At 46.6% G+C, this 18,969-nt stretch carries 17 protein-coding genes; 6 read left to right on the top strand and 11 right to left on the bottom strand.

The features are described 5' to 3' along the window. The first annotated feature begins 7 nt into the window (after positions 1 to 7). The 3 genes from DZC79_RS19315 to DZC79_RS19305 all read left to right on the top strand — a co-directional run bounded on the left by DZC79_RS19315 (position 8) and on the right by DZC79_RS19305 (position 4,007). The gene (locus DZC79_RS19315; protein ID WP_118953347.1) at positions 8 to 643 is read left to right on the top strand and encodes a hypothetical protein; all 636 of its coding nucleotides are present in this window, start codon (positions 8 to 10) and stop codon (positions 641 to 643) included. Positions 644 to 711: 68 nt separating this feature from the next. After that, entirely contained in the window at positions 712 to 2,232 is a 1,521-nt protein-coding gene (lnt, locus tag DZC79_RS19310) for an apolipoprotein N-acyltransferase (RefSeq protein ID WP_118953263.1), read from the top strand. Next, complete coding sequence (locus DZC79_RS19305; protein ID WP_118953262.1) at positions 2,229 to 4,007, top strand: PKD domain-containing protein; 1,779 nt, start codon at positions 2,229 to 2,231, stop codon at positions 4,005 to 4,007. The genes lnt and DZC79_RS19305 overlap by 4 nt, the downstream gene beginning before the upstream one ends. 341 nt (positions 4,008 to 4,348) lie before the next feature. Here DZC79_RS19305 and DZC79_RS19300 read toward each other — a convergent pair whose 3' ends face one another. The 8 genes from DZC79_RS19300 to DZC79_RS21535 all read right to left on the bottom strand — a co-directional run bounded on the left by DZC79_RS19300 (position 4,349) and on the right by DZC79_RS21535 (position 13,079). Then, entirely contained in the window at positions 4,349 to 5,245 is an 897-nt protein-coding gene (locus DZC79_RS19300) for a glycosyl hydrolase family 28-related protein (protein ID WP_118953261.1), read from the bottom strand. Between the two features lie 134 nt (positions 5,246 to 5,379). After that, positions 5,380 to 6,078: an aquaporin Z gene (gene aqpZ / locus DZC79_RS19295; RefSeq protein WP_118953346.1), complete on the bottom strand. Its 699-nt coding sequence runs from the start codon at positions 6,076 to 6,078 to the stop codon at positions 5,380 to 5,382. Between the two features lie 126 nt (positions 6,079 to 6,204). After that, complete coding sequence (locus DZC79_RS19290) at positions 6,205 to 8,460, bottom strand: tetratricopeptide repeat protein (RefSeq protein WP_118953260.1); 2,256 nt, start codon at positions 8,458 to 8,460, stop codon at positions 6,205 to 6,207. A 1-nt stretch (position 8,461) separates the two neighbouring features. Beyond that, the gene (locus DZC79_RS19285) at positions 8,462 to 10,792 is read right to left on the bottom strand and encodes a tetratricopeptide repeat protein (protein ID WP_118953259.1); all 2,331 of its coding nucleotides are present in this window, start codon (positions 10,790 to 10,792) and stop codon (positions 8,462 to 8,464) included. A gap of 1,264 nt (positions 10,793 to 12,056) precedes the next feature. Further along, complete coding sequence (locus DZC79_RS19280; RefSeq protein WP_157977286.1) at positions 12,057 to 12,233, bottom strand: hypothetical protein; 177 nt, start codon at positions 12,231 to 12,233, stop codon at positions 12,057 to 12,059. A gap of 42 nt (positions 12,234 to 12,275) precedes the next feature. Continuing rightward, on the bottom strand, positions 12,276 to 12,488 hold the full coding sequence (locus tag DZC79_RS21375) for a hypothetical protein (protein ID WP_157977285.1): 213 nt from the start codon (positions 12,486 to 12,488) through the stop codon (positions 12,276 to 12,278). Positions 12,489 to 12,669: 181 nt separating this feature from the next. Then, a complete protein-coding gene (locus DZC79_RS21930) occupies positions 12,670 to 12,909 on the bottom strand; it encodes a SymE family type I addiction module toxin (protein WP_118953257.1) in 240 nt (79 codons plus the stop codon). Then, entirely contained in the window at positions 12,858 to 13,079 is a 222-nt protein-coding gene (locus DZC79_RS21535) for a hypothetical protein (RefSeq protein WP_198666962.1), read from the bottom strand. The genes DZC79_RS21930 and DZC79_RS21535 overlap by 52 nt, the downstream gene beginning before the upstream one ends. A gap of 142 nt (positions 13,080 to 13,221) precedes the next feature. On the opposite strand from DZC79_RS21535, the gene DZC79_RS19265 reads away from it, so the two are divergent. The 3 genes from DZC79_RS19265 to DZC79_RS19255 are packed head-to-tail and all read left to right on the top strand — an operon-like array spanning position 13,222 to position 16,081. After that, positions 13,222 to 13,740 carry a helix-turn-helix domain-containing protein gene (locus tag DZC79_RS19265; RefSeq protein WP_232831884.1) on the top strand — a complete coding sequence of 173 codons (519 nt, stop codon included), beginning with the start codon at positions 13,222 to 13,224 and terminating at the stop codon, positions 13,738 to 13,740. Continuing rightward, positions 13,741 to 14,226: a hypothetical protein gene (locus DZC79_RS19260; RefSeq protein ID WP_118953255.1), complete on the top strand. Its 486-nt coding sequence runs from the start codon at positions 13,741 to 13,743 to the stop codon at positions 14,224 to 14,226. A gap of 43 nt (positions 14,227 to 14,269) precedes the next feature. After that, positions 14,270 to 16,081, top strand: a complete 1,812-nt coding sequence (locus DZC79_RS19255) for a hypothetical protein (RefSeq protein WP_118953254.1) — start codon at positions 14,270 to 14,272, stop codon at positions 16,079 to 16,081. A gap of 881 nt (positions 16,082 to 16,962) precedes the next feature. On the opposite strand, the gene DZC79_RS21925 is transcribed toward DZC79_RS19255, so the two are convergent. From DZC79_RS21925 to DZC79_RS19240, 3 genes are all read right to left on the bottom strand, one after another. Then, the gene (locus DZC79_RS21925) at positions 16,963 to 17,331 is read right to left on the bottom strand and encodes an IS1/IS1595 family N-terminal zinc-binding domain-containing protein (protein ID WP_157977284.1); all 369 of its coding nucleotides are present in this window, start codon (positions 17,329 to 17,331) and stop codon (positions 16,963 to 16,965) included. A 207-nt stretch (positions 17,332 to 17,538) separates the two neighbouring features. Beyond that, positions 17,539 to 17,829 carry a hypothetical protein gene (locus DZC79_RS19245; RefSeq protein WP_118953252.1) on the bottom strand — a complete coding sequence of 97 codons (291 nt, stop codon included), beginning with the start codon at positions 17,827 to 17,829 and terminating at the stop codon, positions 17,539 to 17,541. Between the two features lie 10 nt (positions 17,830 to 17,839). Beyond that, the coding region (locus tag DZC79_RS19240; RefSeq protein WP_449452783.1) for a hypothetical protein at positions 17,840 to 18,969 on the bottom strand (1,130 nt) is incomplete at its 5' end.

Below are 18,969 nucleotides of genomic sequence, written 5' to 3'. Positions count from 1 at the left end.
CAATTTTATGCCGGAGTCCCTTACCACTTTACTGACACTGCTTATAGCCAACGATGACCTGCATGCCCGTTGGCTCAATTCCCTTTCCCTGATGGAAAATACCGGTGCGCGTAAAATCGCCCGGTATGAGCACCCGGTACATACTAACCTTACCATATTGAAGCATGCGGCGGAAGAAGCCAGGCATGCTTACTATCTCAAAAAGCAGATTACCCGGCTGCTGGGCGAAGCCGGTTGTCCCGATTACAGCTACCGTTATCTGCTGGCGCCGAAGCACAGTCACCATTACCTGCGGCAGCTCGACCTGGATACCTGCCGGTACCTGAAGCAAAGAGGCAAACAGGGCAGGGCGCTTTATGATGCGGCCTATATCCTTGTTACGTACGCGATAGAGGTAAGGGCCGATGAGCTGTATGGTGTTTACCAGGAGGCCTTGACCCGGGCCGGCTCGAAGGTCAATGTGAAGTCTATCATCCTGGAAGAAGCCGGACACCTTGAGGAAATGACCCGCATGCTGGAAGCCTTTGACCCGCAATGGCAGCATATTGCAGCCGATATCTGTGCGATCGAAGATTGTTTATACCAGCAATGGCTTACAGCAGTTGCGCAGGTAGTGGCTGCCGAACAGCCGGTAACCGGTTAAGGGAACAGAGCAGGGCAGCGCCTCATGCCGGCACTTCGGATTAAAGCAATTTCCTTATATATTTGCTTATGCCTCATTTAGCCAACCGGTCCCGCTTGTGGATCATCCTTTCCGGTATTCTATTCGCTACAGCGCTCATCTTTGTCCATTTCTACCTGGCCTGGGTATGCCTGATCCCGCTTTTCTATACGCTTGGCAGCAGGAAGGCTAAGCAGGTCTTTGCCGACGGTATCCTGTTTGGCCTGGTGGCCGGGGGATTGCTGTTCTACTGGATGCCGGGCGTTGTCGCCGATTTTACCGGCGGTTCGATGTTATTCGGCATAGGAGCCTACCTTATTGCGCTCATCTTTGCGGCGCTTTATTTCGGCCTGCTCCTTCTCGCCTTTGCAAAACTGAAGCCGGCAGCACGATCGGGCTGGTCGCAGGCCTTGCTGGCTGCCAGCCTCTGGACCTGCGGCGAATGGTTGTTGGCGACTTTCAAAGGCATGCCCTGGTTCGGCTTTCATACAGGCAATATGCTGCTGCGTGATTTGTTTGCCATTCAATTCGCTGCATTCGGGGGTGTGCTGCTCATCAGCTTTTTTGTGGTGTTCGTCAACTACCTTGCCGCACATTTTATCCGGACCCTTCAATGGAAAAGGCTGGTGGTACCTGTCGTCATGATCTTCTTGTATCAGCTGGCCGGCTATGGCATCTATGCGCTCTTTGTCCGGCGGGAAGCCGGTTTGGCTACAAAACCTTTTTCCGTAGCCCTGCTGTGTGAGAACACGCCGCCCGACGTGAAATGGGATTTGCACAACGGCGATTTTATGGCGAAACAGATGCTGGCGCTCAATGCCCGCATGACCGCCCTCAGACCGGATATCGCCGTATGGACGGAGTCGGCAGTTCCCTGGACCTATTCGGCCGAAGATCCTTTTGTCAGGGAAGTGATCAGGACTTCTTCTCCTCAGGGCATCACGCATATTATGGGCATCAACACTGACTATAAAGACGAGGTGGTATTCAACTCCGCCTACTGCCTGCAGCCCGATGGAAAGGTTGCCGGACGCTATGATAAGCGTTTTTTGCTGGCCCTTGTCGAAAAGCCGCTGGGCGCCTATGCTTTACCTTTTCTCAGCACCGACGGCTTTTATGCAAGAGCTGGTGAGGAGGCCCTTCCCTTACCAACGTTTAAAGGGAAAGCAGGTGTCTTGATCTGTAACGAGGCTACTGTAGATGATGCCGCTATCGACCTGGTACACAACGGCGCTACGTTCCTGGTGAACATCAGCAACGATGGATGGTTCAGTGAGATCCCTTACCTGGTCAACCAGCATTTTTATAATGCGCGGCTACGTGCCGTTGAAGTCCGCAAAGACATGGCGGTGAACAGCAATATGGGCATATCGGGAAAAATAGATGCTTCAGGAGAAGTGGAACAGGTCCCTGCATCTTCTAGTGGGTACGTATCGAAAATTTTGATAAATGGAAATAATTTCATAACGTTATACTCAGAATATAAATTGATGACCATCTTCCTGGTCGCAATAAGCCTGCTGTATTTTCTTGCTAAACGTTTGTTTTCACCCCTCAAAAACAGCCCATGAAAAAACTGTTACTCTTCTGTTTGCTCCTTGTTAGTGTTGTGCAGCTGCATGCTTCTTTGCGGCAAACCAAATACCGGTGGCGCAATGACGACGGTAACCAGGCTACCGCTACCTGGATGGCTGCCGAGAATACGCCCGTAACCATTCCTATTACCACACCGTCGATCCGCCTGCGCATAGAATTCGACAATGACAACACTCTTGCAACCAGCTCGCCACTCGCCGAGAACCTGCAATACTCCGACGACGGCGGCGCCACCTGGACCACGATCAACGGAGCAGCAAGCGATGCTTTTGCCTATACTACCAGCACTTTCGTGACCAATGGCACGGCCACAACCAACCAGATGGCGCCGGGCACCTTTGGCACTTTCATCCCGGGGCGGATTGTCACAGCCCCTTCCGCCACACCCATAAATCTGAACGATGCCGAAAAAACGGAGATGGAATGGGTGATCAAACCCACGGCCAACGCTGTGCCGGGACAGACCTATGTTTTCCAGACAATCGACCAGGAAGACGTTCCCCTCGAACTTGCGGAGCTAACCATCAGTCCTCAATGTAGCGGTACGCCTACTGCAGGCGATCTTGCAGCCGCCATGCCGGTGGTTGAATGTAACCAGACGACGATGCTGACCATAACGGGCAGCACGATAGGGATGGGCATCGACTACCAATGGCAATACGGGCTCAATGGCCTATGGACCGATTTTGGCGGCAATGCCTCCACGCAAGCCACACCACCGGTGATCCGGAACCTGCAATACCGATGTATCGTGACCTGTGCCAACAGCGGTGAAAAGGATACGACCAATGTGATCGCCGTCAATGTGCTGCCCTTGCCGGTAGACCTGGGCCCCGACCTTAACATATGCGTCGATACCGGCGCCCAGCTGGTGCTCGACGCCGGTGTGCTGCCCCATAGCCCGCAATATGAATGGGATAATGGCAGCATCAGCCAGGTAAGAGGGGTCAAAACGAGCGGCACTTATTATGTGACCGTCGTCAACGAATTTACCTGCGTGGGACACGATACGATTAATGTCACCTTGAGAAATAACCCCATTGTGAACCTGGGTAATGATACCTCAGTATGTAATGGCGCCACATTGACCCTCGATGCAGGGAACGACGGCATCAGCTATTTCTGGAACACAGGCGTCACCACACAACAGCTTACAGTAAATAGTATGGGCGCTTACCATGTATTTGTCACCAATAACCTGGGCTGTATCAAATCCGACACTATTAATATCAAAATGGAAGGTCAGCTGCCCCATGTCGACGGTGTTTATATTACTAACGACGGTATCAACACCTTTAAGTTTACCGCAGTAAATCCACAGAATGTAGTCGGTTACCTCTGGGATTTTGGCGATGGCTCGATGCCCAGCTACCAGCAATCCCCTTCTCATACCTATGCCAGCAACCCGGCCAGCTATATCGTTGTGCTGAAGCTCAGCAGTTCCTGCGGCTTCCTCGTAGATTCTGTATCTGCCAATATTGTCGGCATCAAAACCCTGAATGTAGGTAATGAGGAAGTGACCATTTATCCTAACCCCGCAACAACTACAGCTACGATCCGGAATAAAGGCGAGCTGAAAATGGAACGCATTGAGGTATATAATGTGCTGGGCCAGGTTGTATATCGGGCAGCCGCTGACAGCAAAGAAAAACATGTGCTGTCCCTCGCCGGATTTGCCGGCGGACTGTACACCATCGAGATCTACACCGATAAGGGTATCGTTGCCCGCAAGCTGCAGATACAGCCTTAACCGGCAAATAGTCCTTCATAATCTTTGAAAATCCGGCCACAGTGGCCGGATTTTTTTAGTATCTTTTGCCTGATAAGCGTATTATTCCTGCAGCGGTACTATGGCGAACAGTTGATTTTTTAGTTTCAATAAAGACCTATAAGATCAGTATACCAATTTCTTATAAAAAATATCAATTTTTGCCGTTTTTAAAGAAAAGAAATCTGAAAATCGGACTGTATTATTAATCAATATTTTATGCCATTAAAGAGTAGGAGGGACAGGAGAGAAATTGTCCCAAAAATTTAGTTTATGTAACAATCATTGATAAGTATAAATCAATTAATTAAATAAATACCAGACTATCCATCCTTAAATATTGTCTTATCAGCCGCATACCGCGCGGTGCGACGCGGATAAGTCTTTTGACTGCCGGGGTATGATGGCGATGGCTGCCAAAGGCCTTTTCTTACAGCAGAAAGACTTGGGGACGTACCGTAAGCCCGGATTGTATGCTGTAAGCTGTTGAAAATAACAGCCGAACCTGGAGAGGATTCACCCGTAAATTGCAACCCAGGGGTACAGCCATAGATCTGCAGCCGTGAATGAACAGAACGCCCGCCGCGATCGATCACTAAACCGGGCGCATCGGTAAAGCCATAGACAGAGACATCCACTGTCCGGAAATTACCAGCGGAAACAGACAGCCCGAAAGCGATGCCAGGGATGCCTTCGATAGCCACATTTTCTAATGACCCAAAGACACCATATTCGGTGGTTTTAATCGCATAATGATCTTTACCAGGAGCTATTTTGAAGACCGGTTTTCTTCCGGCATGCTTACCGTGCCCGGGCAAGCCGATCAGCGATGTGCCGCCAGGTAATACAATACCGGTAGTCCGGTAGCCACCAGAGGTGTAGGGCAAATAGATACGCGGAGCACCGCTATCCAGCGCTGCCTGTAGCGAAAGGGTATCGTCGGTACGACCATCTCCCCTGGCGCCAAACCATTTTACGCTGAGCCCTTCCTGGTCCAGTCGTTCCCACAGGCCTTTATCCCGGGCAATAGTGCCTGTAATATTGGCGGAAGCGAACAAAATGCCATTATCAGCAGCAGCACCGGCAGGCAAGCGACATTTCAGCCGCCAGACAAAAGTGCCGCCACCGCCATCATGCAGGCTGTGATAGCCCAGCACACGGACGATCTCGTCGGGCCCGGTATAATTCCTGAGTGCTGCAATTGAGCATAAGGTAGTCATAGTTAAGGTGTTTGGTGTTTGGAAAGGCAAAGGTAACCGCCTGTTGCGCCGGGAGGAGGCGGAGGTACTCGGCATATAAAAAAAGATCCGCCGTAATAGCGGATCTTTTTACTTATCTAAATTTAAATGGAAGATCAGTCATTCTTTTTCCAGAACAGGTTGTAAACAGCCCCGGCCAATACAGCGCCCACAATCGGCGCTACCCAGAAAGCCCAGAGCTGGCTCAGGGCCCAGCCTTGTCCGCCAACTGCGGCAAATATAGCCTGGCTGGTGCTGCGCGCGGGGTTTACTGAAGTATTGGTCACCGGTATGCTGATCAGGTGGATCAGCGTCAGCGCCAGGCCGATAGCGATACCCGCAAAGCCTTTGGGAGCGCGCTCATCGGTAGAACCGATAATGACGATCAGGAAGCCGAAAGTAAGCACGGCCTCGATCACCAGGGCGGCGCCCATCGAATAGCCATGTGGCGAATGCTCGCCATAGCCGTTGGAAGCAAAGCCACCGGCCTCAAACCCCGGCTTTCCGGAGGCAATGAAATACAGCACCGCCGCAGCGACTGTAGCGCCCAGCAGCTGCGCAATAATGTAGGGGAGCACCTGTCCGCCTTTGTGCCGGCCGGCCGCCCACAGGCCCAGTGTAACCGCAGGGTTGAAATGTGCACCGGAGATGTGGCCCAGTCCGTAGGCCAGGGTGAGTACAGTGAGTCCGAATGCTAATGCGACACCGGCGTAGCCGATACCCAGTTCCGGAATGCCGGCAGCCAGCAGCGCGCTGCCACAGCCGCCAAAGACCAGCCAGAAGGTGCCCATAAATTCGGCAGTAAAATTTTTCATAGCCATTGTTTTTTAAAAGGTTGAAAAAAGTTCACTGCAAACTAAACAATATTTAAATAGTTCGATTATCTGATTTATGCACAGTTACCGGGGTTTTCCACAAGAAGATATGCATGATGTCGCCCTTTAACGGGACATAGCTGTCATAGCATACTCCGTCCGCTCGGCCATTACCATATCGAATATTTGTAAGACCCCCGCTATCTCCGTGTGTTCTATATCGCCGGGATTGTTATTTCTGAATTTCTCAGCAAAAGGGGCCAGGGCGGGAAGATGCCACCAGCTTTCCATATCATCCAACGCATCAGGAAGCAGCCGGATCGCCCCGGCAAAGCGTTCTTCATTGTATCCGAGAACGGTCAAATGGCCTACATACATTTCAAACAGGTAGGCACTGTTTAAAGCCAGGCCCTCCTGGCCGAGCGCGAACACAAGATCCATTGCCTGGTTATAAGCTTCCTCAGCTCCGGCAGCATCGCCGATACGGTGTAAGACATCGCCGGCTCCAGCAGTCACCTTGAGCAAAAGATTCTGCTCGCCATATTCCACGGCCAGGTCAATGGCGTCATTCATGCGGCGCTCCGACTTCTCCTTTTCTCCTTTCCCGGCAGATAGCAATGCCAGGCTGGTCAGCAGCCGGATGCGGTAGTCCACCTCACCGGCATTGGCCAGCTCATTTTTGAAAATGGCTTCCGCTTTATCGGTCTGGCCCATTTTTGCATAGCAATTCCCTATGAACCAGGGAAACGAAAACATATGGAACAGGTCGTTGTACAAGGGGCGTACCTGTTCCGCCTGCTCAAACAGCTGAAGCGCTTTGCCGGCGTTACCGATCCGGTAGTTCAGGTCTGCAGCACAGAACAGGTATACATACAGCTGGCCATGCCTGAAGCAGAGCGCGTCTTCAATGCCTTCCTCTGCTGCCAGTAAGGCATCCCGCAAGGCCAGCTTGTTCCTGTGATAGTCTACCCAGTGAAAGGTATCGAATCGCATGATACCGGGCACCAGCCTCATAACCCAGCTCATTCGTTTAAACCATTCCCTGCTGTACTCCGGCTCATTGATTTCATCGCCGGTATAGACCTGGTGAATAGCCAGGTTGAATATAGAACGTTTGTAATCATCGGTCCAATAGTTCAGCGAAGTATCTCCTTCCTGTTCCATACGGGTCAGGCCGTTTTTCAGCAAAGCATAGGCTTTTTCCGCATCTTCCCGGCAAGCTTCCAGCCTTCCGCTATGGGCATATACATGCGCTCTCACATTGAGCGCCCAGGCAAGATGGTAATCGTGCTGAAACTCTGGCAGGGCATTCTGACTGGCTTCAACCACTGCCTGTTCGGCCCACGCAAGCGCACCACCCGGGTCCGCCTTTCTTTCGGCGAGGGTAAAGGTGATACGGTAGAGCAAGGCCGACCTGATCTCGGGGCGGGTCTCAAAGCGCAGCGCCTGCCTGAAGTGCGCTTCCAGGAAATCATCAAAGGGCGGATTGCCATGATGCGTAAATTGGTAAAAGCTGGCAGCCGAGCCCACCAAGCCGTGAACTGCGGCTTTCAGGGCATCGTCCGTCAACAGCTGCGTTTCCAGCACTTTCATCCCGATCTTCATTACTGCCCTGAAAGAATAGCGTTCATAAGAAGACGTCATCACCCTGATGGCCGCCAGCACTTTTCCGGCGTCCAGCTCCCGATCGGTCAAGCTGTCGAAGGTGAGCGTCTCCTGGTCTGCCAGTCGCGCGGCACTTTCAGAAGCTTGATCCGTTTGCTTTACGTTTTTTTGCGCTGCAACATCCAGCTGAATGACCTCCACGGCAGGGTAGCGGAAAAGATTGCCCACAAAATACTGCACCGTTCCCTGGGAACGCTCCCAGGTAATCCCATCGGCATCTTCCCGGTCAACAATATCTGTCGGGAAACCTACGAATATTTTTTGCTGTGTACCGGGGAACAGGCGGTAATAATTTTCGATTACCCTCAGGCTTTCCGAATCGATAGTGACCGGATCAGGGATCATCAGGGAGAAGGTATAAGGACTGATCAACTGTTCCAGCAACCTGGCAACGGCTTCCAGCAAACCATACGGAACATTAAGACGGGATTCCAGCCTGGCCTTGTAAAAATCATACTCCTTTGCTCCGGCGCCCGTCAGTGTATGGATTCTTTCGGGAAACAGGAAGCAGCTGATGGCCTGGTGTCTTTCTAAAACCTCATCGATGTCTTTAGCAGAAAAATGTTCCTTCAAGGTATGAATCAACCTTCTTATGCCCCACCATCCCGTAGGGAAGGCGCTGTTGTTGTCTAGGTAAACGGCATTGCCCGCTTCGTCCTTTAACGAGCGGAACTGGCTTGCGATCTGTGCAGAAGATCCCTGGTATATTCTGATCATCTTATTGAGGTGTTAGCTTTTTAGTGGAGCTGAGTTTTAACGTGTTTAAATAGGGTCGGCAATCCTTTCTTTGCCTTGCCGCCTTCCTGATACGGTCCAGGGCCGGCTTATTTTTCTTCAGGTAGCTTTCCCGCTTCCCGGGCGGCAGACGGGAAAAGGCATCCAGGATGGGAGATAAGCACCACCAGCTGTCTGCGTTTCCTTTCAAGGACAAGGATAGATTATCTATAGCCTGGTCCAGGTAGCCCGTATTCTCTTTACTGCATTCATATAACCCGAAATAGACTTCAGCCAGGTCTGCCGTATCCGGCTGATAGGGTATCCCGTCTAATACTGTCCGCGATATTTCCAGGGCCTGGAGATAAGCGGCCAGGGCATCTTCCGTCCTGTTCAGCTGCTGGCAAACAAGTCCTGCCCACAACATGACCTTCACCAGCGTGCCGCAATCACCGTCGGCAATGGCGAGGTCGATAGCTGTATTTATTTCTGCTTCTGCTTTTGCAACGGCTCCCGCAAGGCTATGTACATAGGCGGATACCAGGCAAATTTCAATAGGCTCCATGGCTACTTCCACGGGTTCCTTTTTCATTTCTGCTAGGTCGACCAGGGCCTCCTCGATCCTGTTCAGCCGTAGCTTCGTTTTAATAAGGTAAATGCGCAAAGTATGTACGGACGCATATTCATAACCGATCCGGCCCTGGAAGATCAACGCTTTTTCAAAATATACCAGGGCGTTGGCCGCGTCACCCATACGATAGTGAATGTCGGCTGCGCTTATCGTGAAAAAATATTCCAGTACATAGTGAAAGCTATTCCTGGCCTTTGCCAATCCTTGCTGCGTTTTTTCCAGGGCTTTGCCCAGCTCCAGATTCTGATAATGGAAAGACTGCCATTCGGCAGAAGGTACAGCATGCAATGCCGGCCATTGCTCCGACAGCTTGCTCTCGATAGCATACCATATCTTCATTTGCTTGAAATTTCCCGACAGCGCATTCAAGGTGGACAGATTTTCCGCCAGAACAGCTTTGGTAAAGGCTATTTCATTTTTTATAGCAGGCGGACCGGTGACCGTCAGTGCGTCCAGCAAATAAAAGCCCTCCTCATGCGCCGCAATCGCCTCTTTTATTTTACCCTGTTTCATCAGCAGGAAGCTGTGTATATTATTGATCCAGGCCGTAAGCAGCTCTTTGTGGTCAAAGCTGCTTCCCTTCAATAACTGGTAGGCACGCTCGAGGAAGGCATAGGCCTCGCCCGGCGCCTCCTTTCGTCTTCCGTGGGTGACGATGAGGCGATACAGGATCGCCACGCTGGTGGCTGGATCCGTTTCGTAAAGCAGGGCCTTCTGCAATGCATGATCAATAAAAGCGGCCAGCGCCTGGTTTCCCTGGGAAAAAAAATGCCGGTTGTGTGCCGATAAAGCCATGATGTGGTACAGCGTAGCCTTCTCGCTGTTGCTGATCACCGGTCCCAGTGCGGCTAACGACCGCAGGCTCAGCAACAGGGCGTTGGTAAAATCGTATAAACGGAAGCAGCGGTGAATGCCCTCGAGCATCAACGCTTTCTGGTTATCATCCAGTTGCTGCGGAGCAGTCGCGGCGAGCGCAAAGGCCTTTAGCTCCAGCCCGTCGTCAAACGTATCCAGGCGTTCGGCCCATTCGATACCTGGCGACTCCCGGTCCGCCTTATTCCCTGTAATGTCAATACCACCCGTGCTGTTAATATCTTTTGTCTCGGTTGCCGCAGCTTCAAAGGCATATACAAAACCGCGCAATACTGTATCTGAGTCCAGGGCGTAGTACCAGCTGATGCCCGTATCCGGCTCCGTTACCGGTTTTTTCCAGGCAGGATCATAACCGATAACCAGGTCGGGAGCGCTGTCGGGGAAAACCTGGTACAGGTAAAGCAGCAGATCAAGGCTGCCGGTATCCAGGTGCGTCGTATCCGGGATGATCAATCTGAAATCATATCTTTCCTTCATGTCCAGAAGCGCCCGGGCATATACTTTTAAAATAGCATCTTTGGCCACCCTGCTATGGGTGATGTTGGAAGACAAGCGGGCGGTAAGCAAGGTCTGCTCCCCCTGCTCCTCAAGACTCAGCGCTTCCGTGAGCTTGTTGAAAATAAGGCTGAAAGAAAGTTTATGGACACGCAGCATTCCTTCCACCTGTTCGTTACCCAGCCGCTTGCGCAGCACTGGCATAACCAGCCGCACAAGGAGAAAAGGTAATGCGAACTCTTTCGACCCCAGGATGATAAAATCCTTCGGTGTAGTGTACTCCCGGGCTACATACCGGATCAGGTTCCCGGAAGTGCCCCGTAAAATGGTGATCATAGCTTTACTTGGTTTGGTAAGCAATTCGGGCGCCGGCAGTGCAGGTATCGGGGAGAGGAGGAGCAACACAGTCTTAGTGGGCGCTCATATACCTGTGTATGTGCCGGGAGAAAGGGTAATCATGAAAGGCGACCGCCTGACACAATTACCCCGGCAATGACCTATTGAACGTTTTTGGCTACACAGCAATGGGCGGCATAACAGCCGCAGCCCATTACTTTTTTCAACGATTCAATGGACAAAGTCTGCGTCGGATTGACAGGTTTTATGGTTTTAACCACCTTCCGATTGATCTTTGACAGATTCATACACTTAAGGATTTAATAATGATGCCTACTCTGTTTTTAGTTTGGTTTTTCGGCTTCCACCAGTTATCTACCTATGGAAATATCATTTACCGGCAAAGGGACTAGCCATTACGACCAATAAGCCGGGTTATGAAGCAAAAGTAAAGACTGAGAGTGCATTTTTCATGCAGTATGAATATTTAAAAATATATACCCATTTCGGACTATCCCAGGCAGCTTCATCGCCCATACTTCATCCTCATCCTACAATATTATTGTAACTACCAAGCACTACAAATACCAATATTCCTGTATTTACAGAACTTTAGAAGGAAAGCGAAGGCAAAATTGGCCAGCCATTCAGCGCCGGAAGTCCGGAGCAGAGTAGGGAGCCGTGCTGCTTCCATTTTTCTGTACCTCAATCAATTTTGGCCGCGATCGGGTGATGATTTATGTATTAACTTGCTCAATACATTGGCTGGCCTTGCTGCAATGACATTGTATTTAGGGCTGGTCATTACCTGCAAAGAAAAATGAACCCCAGGGCATTTTCAATAGACACAAACGCTGATTTTTTTGCTCATGGTTTTCCTGGTGCTGCAGAAAAACTGTTTTCTTTTCCATTGCTTCCCGGGAATATTTTGTCAACATGTGGGGCGCTGGTATGCGAATTGAGGTATGAGCATTAGATGCTGTTGGGAAAGTTCAATAAATACGAGCGATGATTTCGAATGTGGCTGGTGGGGGATTGCGAGTGAAATTTTTACTTAACATAATATAAATTATAGGACAAAACGGGCACACGCTGTTTAGGCTCACGCAAATCCGTTGTCCTATAATAATAAATAGCCGCTGCCCAAAGCTGTTTTGCTGGTAAAATTTTTGCGGCGTTTTAAAAAAGAAATTTACGCCGCCAATTTTACGGCACAAAGCCACCGCACAGGCTCTGCATTTAACGCCATTTTTTCAAGGCCGCGCTATAGCTCGCTTACAGCGTCCAGCGCATAACGGCTTAGTTCAGGAACGGCTTTGGTAAACACTTTTATTTCCCAGGTGGAAAAATGACGCAATGCCGGCAGTTGCTCGTGATTAAGGAAAACATTGTTAGGCGTATCGAATACGGTACTTGGTATAAGGTACAATAGCGTTTTCATATCGCGCATATACAGCATTGGATAGGGAGCGCAGCGTAAGCATTAATGAGCGGGAGTATAATTACGAAACACGGGCCAACCTGTATGTATTGCCAAGTTAAGCAGGCACACAATTACTTCTAAAGGCTTTCCTTTGGATGATGTAAAAGCAATGCTTTGGCCTGAAACCCTTTCTGGCTGGGGCTTGTAGCCCAATGCGCCCAGCTTTTTACCCAACTCATCAATAGCTTTCGATTGTACAATATCCTTTCTCATTCCGGGATTAAATATACAACATCTACCTATTTAACATAATATGTTTCCTTTTCCAGCCGCTCCACCAAGTCCATTAATGCCACTATATCCAGTACCAATTCGCTTAAATCGGGCCCGGATGCCGTTGCAGCCACAGTTCAATATACTTTGCCTTTTTCATTGTCGTGCAGGATTTTCTTTACTATTCGTAATCAAAATGCGGTTGCTCTTTGGATAAGGTGATGGTAATTTTTCCATTATCGCTCACCACATCTACCACATGACCTATTTTAAAGCCGCTATCCTGCAGCCACTTACCCGTGAGGCTAATGATTGGAAAGCGGACATAACGCCGGCCCGAAAACCGGCCAAGCTGTTTACCACAAACGGTTATACGCCTTGCCGATAATTTGTTTGCTGTTGTGGGGTTAATTGTTTGCATTGGCCGGGTGTAAAGCCGCAATCATAAAGCCATTTGCCAATCAATCTTATTTCCGGGAAAATGATAGTGTAATGATGGGCGGTGATGAACCGGCCACCACGGCAAAACATTTTGTCGTACACTTTAAGAAGGCGTACATTGCTTGGGCGAAGGTTGTTTTCTGTACTCATGGGGTTTATGCTGTTTGTGTACTGCAAAGCAATGCCGCTGCCATGCCGTAACCTACACGGTGGCTTTGTACTTTACCGAATGCAACATTGTATTTTACGTACCTTTAAATAATGTGATACGAATAAATTAAATTTGCCATTAATGACAACTTTTAAAACTATGCCAAACAACAAGATACATGAAGGCCGAAACGTAAAACGTTTCCGTGAAATGCTAGGTATAAAGCAAGATGCGCTTGCCGCCGACCTTGGCGACGATTGGAACCAACAAAAAATATCGCTGCTGGAACAAAAGGAAACTGTTGATACTCCCCTACTCCAACAGATTTCTGCTGCATTGAAAATACCTGTGGAAGCAATACAGAATTTTGATGAGGAGCAAGCGATTAATATCATCTCAAATACATTTGGAGATAATGCTTGTGTAGGCAATCCCAACTCCACTTTTAATTTTAACCCTATTGAAGAGTTAAAGAAGTTGCATGATGAGAAGATATATGAAAGGATGCTAAAGGAGAAAGATGAAATGATGGGGAGGTTGGAGAAGCTGATTGGGGGAAATGAGCCTAAGCAAATGGTTTTTATCGGTAAGGGATATTATGCTATTGAACACCAAAATATTAGCCTAAATTTGACCCTTAACCAGACCGATAAGAAATAAATGGACATTTATCAGCAAATAGAGGCAGAAATTGCTCTACAACATGGCGCTGTTGCAAAAGGAACAAAAAAATCAATAGGTGATTTCCTGTTAAACAACAAGATTAATAAACCTGTGAACGTAAAAAGCAACAATGTAGCTAAAAACAACTATTCACCTAATATAATCTCAGCTAAAAGACTTATTGAATGGTTAAAACAAGAAGGGAACGAACTGTATTTCATATTTGTTGATTACAAAATAACCGAAGCTGGACTTGAAATTGTTAAAGATTCAGGTTTAATACCCGTTCAAAACATAAATTGGGATTGCCTGACTATAGAAGCGCAGGGCTGGGGAGTTATTCAAATGTGTAAGCCTTTAAAAGTAGATGAGAATCAAGATATAAAAGGATTTTTTAGAGGCATGAAGAACGCATATGAGGTTTATATGAGAAAGGAAGCGAAGAAAGTAGAAAAAATAAAAGAAATGATAAAGGACTTCTAATAATGGGTCTTTTTAAATTACAGTTATACAAAAACAGAGCAAGATGAGAATTTTTGAAGCACATATTCCGCCTGCTGTTCAAAGGTTCTTTTGTGAGAAGCTTACTTCTTATATATCGCTGGAAGCAGCTAATTTTTTAATTCATTCTATATCAGGAATCAATTCTTTTTTTGAATCTGAATCCGATTTTCTTGACTTTAAAGAAGAGCTTTCAATAATAGCCAATATAGTAGAAGAACCTGATAGAGCTGAATATGGCGATTTTCAAACAAATATAGAATTAGCCAACAAAGTCGCTTTACGTTTGGTGTCAAAGCGTATTTCTCCAGAAATTGTTATTGAACCAACTTGTGGAAAAGGCAATTTTATTCTTGCAGCATTGCAGCACTTTGAAAGCACTAAGGCTATTATTGGTATTGAAATTTACAAACCTTATACATGGGAATGCAAGTTCAATATTATTGATTTTTATTTAGAGAATACTAAAGAGAACAAGCCTCAAATTTCAATTATTCATAGTAGCGTTTTTGATTTTAACTTCGAGGACATTGCCAACGAATATACAGGCAAAGAAATTTTAGTTATAGGCAATCCACCCTGGGTCACTAATTCAAAGTTAGGAGGTCTCAACTCATCCAATCTTCCTAAAAAAGAAAACTTCAAAAATCATAGTGGATTAGATGCAATTACGGGAAAAGGAAATTTTGACATTGCAGAATATATTACACTCAGTATGATTGAAGCCTTTCAAAATTTGAAAGGAAATATTGCTTTGCTGGTGAAAAATTCGGTAATCAAGAACATTGTCTTCGACCAAAATAATAATAAGTACAAAATTGCTGAAATCGAAAAATATTCAATTGACAGCAAAAAGGAATTTAATGTTTCTGTAGAGGCTTCTTTGTTCTATTGCAAACTAAATAACCAACCCGAATTTGAATGTTCCGAACTTTCAATTTATAATGCAAATGAACAGCGAGCTATACGACGGACAAATAGAAGGTTGGAAGAAAGGAAAGCTAACCGTTTTGGGTGGATTTCGCAAAAGTTTGTTTCGAATATCGACATATATGCACACTCTAAAAACTTAGATGGCAATTGCCCATTTGAATGGAGACAAGGAATTAAACACGACTGCTCTTCCATTATGGAATTGGACAAAGTAAACGGGCATTTTGTAAACGGACTGAAAGAAGAAATCAAATTAGAAAATGATTTGGTTTATGGTATTCTAAAAAGTTCAGACCTGAAAAATACCGTCATAAAAGAAACGAGAAAATACACGATTGTTACACAAAAAAAAGTTGGGCAGGAAACTAATTACATCCAATACGGCTATCCAAAAACATATCAATATTTATCCAAACATCAGGATGTTTTCAATTTAAGAAAGTCAAGCATTTACAAGAATAAACCACCATTCTCAATTTTTGGTATTGGCGACTATTCATTTAAGCCATATAAGGTAGCTATTTCAGGACTTTATAAAACTTTTCATTTTAGTCTTGTCCTGCCACAAGGTGAAAAGCCTGTAATGCTTGACGACACTTGTTACATGTTGGGGTTTGATAAGTTGGAGTTTGCTGTATACTCCTTGATACTTTTAAACTCCGATGTAACCATGAAATTCTTGCAGTCTATAACATTTACCGATGCAAAGCGGACGTTTACAAAAGATGTTTTAATGCGCATCGACCTTTTGGAGTTGGCCAAGATTATTGATGAATCTGAATTACAGAAAGAATTGAATAACATAAACGAAAAATACAATTTCAATCTGACTTTTGAATTGTGGGCTGATTTTATGGAGGAGATAACACCCATTCAAAGCAGACAAGTTGCACTATTCTCATAGGTATAAAACAACAGGCACATAAAAACGCTTACGAACGCTGGACACGGGAAGACGATGAACGGCTGGAGCTGCTTTTTTGCGAAAGTAAAACGGCAGTGCAAGAGCTAAGCACCATTTTTGCACGTAACGAAGGAGCCATAGAATCGAGAATAAAAAAGCTGGAGCTAAGAGAAAAATACGACCGGTAATATTGCATTGCCCCTACCCTTGTACACCCTTTTAAAAAACAAAAGAACAAAAAACTTTGCGCGGCTAAGGCCGCTAACAATGAACAGGGTCGTTTATCAATTGCAGCCGTTTACAGGTCAGCACCTCTCCCCTGCTTTTAAAAATAAAGGCTAAAACAATTACGCGGCTGCGCCGCTAACAAAAGAACCCAGCCCACCCACCACCTAGGGATCTTATGGGGTTGGGTTATAAGCCACATTACGGGCATATTGCGGCGCACATTATTGTGTGTTTGGGCGCGCCCCCGGCAAGAAAAAACTACGGCTCGTGCCTCGCCTTGTTTTTCTAACCGGGGTCAGGCTATCCGCTGCAAGTCCTCACTACGCTGCGCTTCGTTGCGGGCTTTCCGCTCCTATCCTTCGCGCATTTTGCCCACGCCACAAAGGCAAATTTTAAAGATCATTAATGACTATAACCACCGGAGGCCGCATGGCAGTCATAAGGGCCTTACACCGCATGAAGTATACAGTGCAACACGTGTAAGCTGGGATACCGATTTCGCGCCCGACCGGAAACGACGCCGCGAAGTCAACAAAAATTATTGTTGTCAGAACCGAACATAAATCAATACATACCTTGATTGCTCTTTGAAATCGTTGATACTTCACCTCCGCTTTCAGGCATTGCTATGCCCGAATTAAAAGATTGAAGTACTACAAGTCCATTATAGCGAAGTTTCTTCTTAGAAACCTTAAAGCGTGTTTTTCCCATAGACTTAGCTCCTCAAGGTCCCTGGCTATTCGTAATATCCGTTTTATTACCGTTGTCGTGGATATCTTCAATAATCTTGCTGTGCTTCGGATGCCCACGCCTTCTTTGAGGAGCCGTACGATATTAGTGTTGATAGAATGGCGATAAGCTTTATAGCTATAATGTTCAACTCTCGTTCTGTTGCAGTTCTTGCATTTATAACGGAGTTTGCCGGAAACTGTGTAGCCATGCCTGATGTAAATCGTGCCGCAGTGATCACAGTATTTCTCACCACCCACACATCTGGTACATGAGGTCTTATTTTGTTGCATCACAGATGATTTTTTTAGCTTAAAAATAAACCGGATGGGCAATTGCCCATCCGGTTTAGGTAACATCTTAAAACAACTTTCTTTAAAAATCAATCATTTAGATTATGAATACGACTAAAACCACACATCTGTAACATTACCCTAAAACCACACATCTGTAACATTACCACACTACCAAACCACACATCTGTAACATTACCACCCCCACTAACCAGTTTCAGGATTCTTATTAAATGGTTTAGACAGCTTATGTAGGTCCTTAATTTTACTTATCACATTTGCGACAGTTATATCATTACCAAATAGTTCCAACTTCAATTTATCTGAGTTGGGAGAATAAAAAAAAATATGCTCTACTTCAAAAACATCGTTTTGTAAGCTAACTAAAATACGCAATTGCACTTCTTTATATTTCTCATATAATCTAAAAGTCCTAACCTTAGAATCTTCGCCTGTCTTTATCTCAAAGAAGCCTAGTTCAAGCATTTCCTTTAACATGTAGCTGTGTTTATTTTTGAAATGTAAGTTCTACACTTGTATAATTACCTGGAGTACCCTCTAATCTATGAATTTGAACATTATCAAATCCTAGTGCACGAGCATTCTCACCTGTGAAAGTTTTAAATGCAGCTTCTTGAGGAGAGAGACCACTCTGAACTGCTTTATTAAATGACCTCAGATTTGAACCAAGTGATCCCTCTGACCAAACTCCGTTTATTCCTGATACTCCACCCTTCCCCTGAGCATGCTTAACAAGAGATTTAAATACATCTCCTCCTCTTCCTGAAAGCCCGGTCTCTTTGGTTTGGATAAATAAGTTCAAATTACCATCTGAATTGGAAACAGTTCCAACGAGAGTATTTTTGCTATCTCTTATTTCACTCTCACCTAAGGATTCAAAAAATTTATCGCTAACAGTAATTGGCTCAAAGCTCTTTGCAGCGGTGGTTGCTGGTGTCTCTGTTTTTACGGGAGAACCTTTCTTCCAAGAAGCGAAATCAAGCCCTGTTTTAGCTCCATATATGATAACTCCTAACGCCCCCCACTTCTCTCCATTTGCCGGATTATTGTATACATCTCTAATTGCAGATATTGGTGCTGTCACAGCCTCTGCAGCTAGCGCTGCTACATTTTTTCCATTCGTCTGTGTGAAATGATTCGCTCTGTTTTCAGGCGTCATTCTGTCTGCGTGATGCGCCTGTCCAGGTATCTCAGTTAAAAGGCCGATGCCTGCAATCACGGTTTTAGCAGCACCCTTATAAACGTCGATATAGAAAACCGCTGCTTTCTGTGGGGTTTTACCAAAGTCGCCTCGATATGCTCTACTTATCCCCATGAAAGGTTCAGCTCCATCCAGGTCAATAGCCTGTATTGGTGTATTCCCAGCAAATTGATAAGGGCTATACCAAGGGAACTTATCTGACAATGCGTCAACACTTAAGAATCTACCTGTCCTCGTATCCTGCCCACGCTCCGTGTAATCCATAAAATTCCCTATCCCCGCCCACTCGTTTACTTTCTCCTGCCCGTTAAAGCCAAAGCGGTATTTGTCCTTATCCGCCGGGCAGATATCCACCAATACATTCTCCTGCTTCATCACCGGCTTCTTGGTGCAGAATTTCTTCACCCCCACAAAGC

The sequence above is a fragment of the Taibaiella helva genome (genome assembly GCF_003545695.1).
GTDB classification, from domain to species: Bacteria; Bacteroidota; Bacteroidia; order Chitinophagales; family Chitinophagaceae; genus Taibaiella; species Taibaiella helva.
This window is presented reverse-complemented; position numbering and strand designations above follow the sequence as displayed.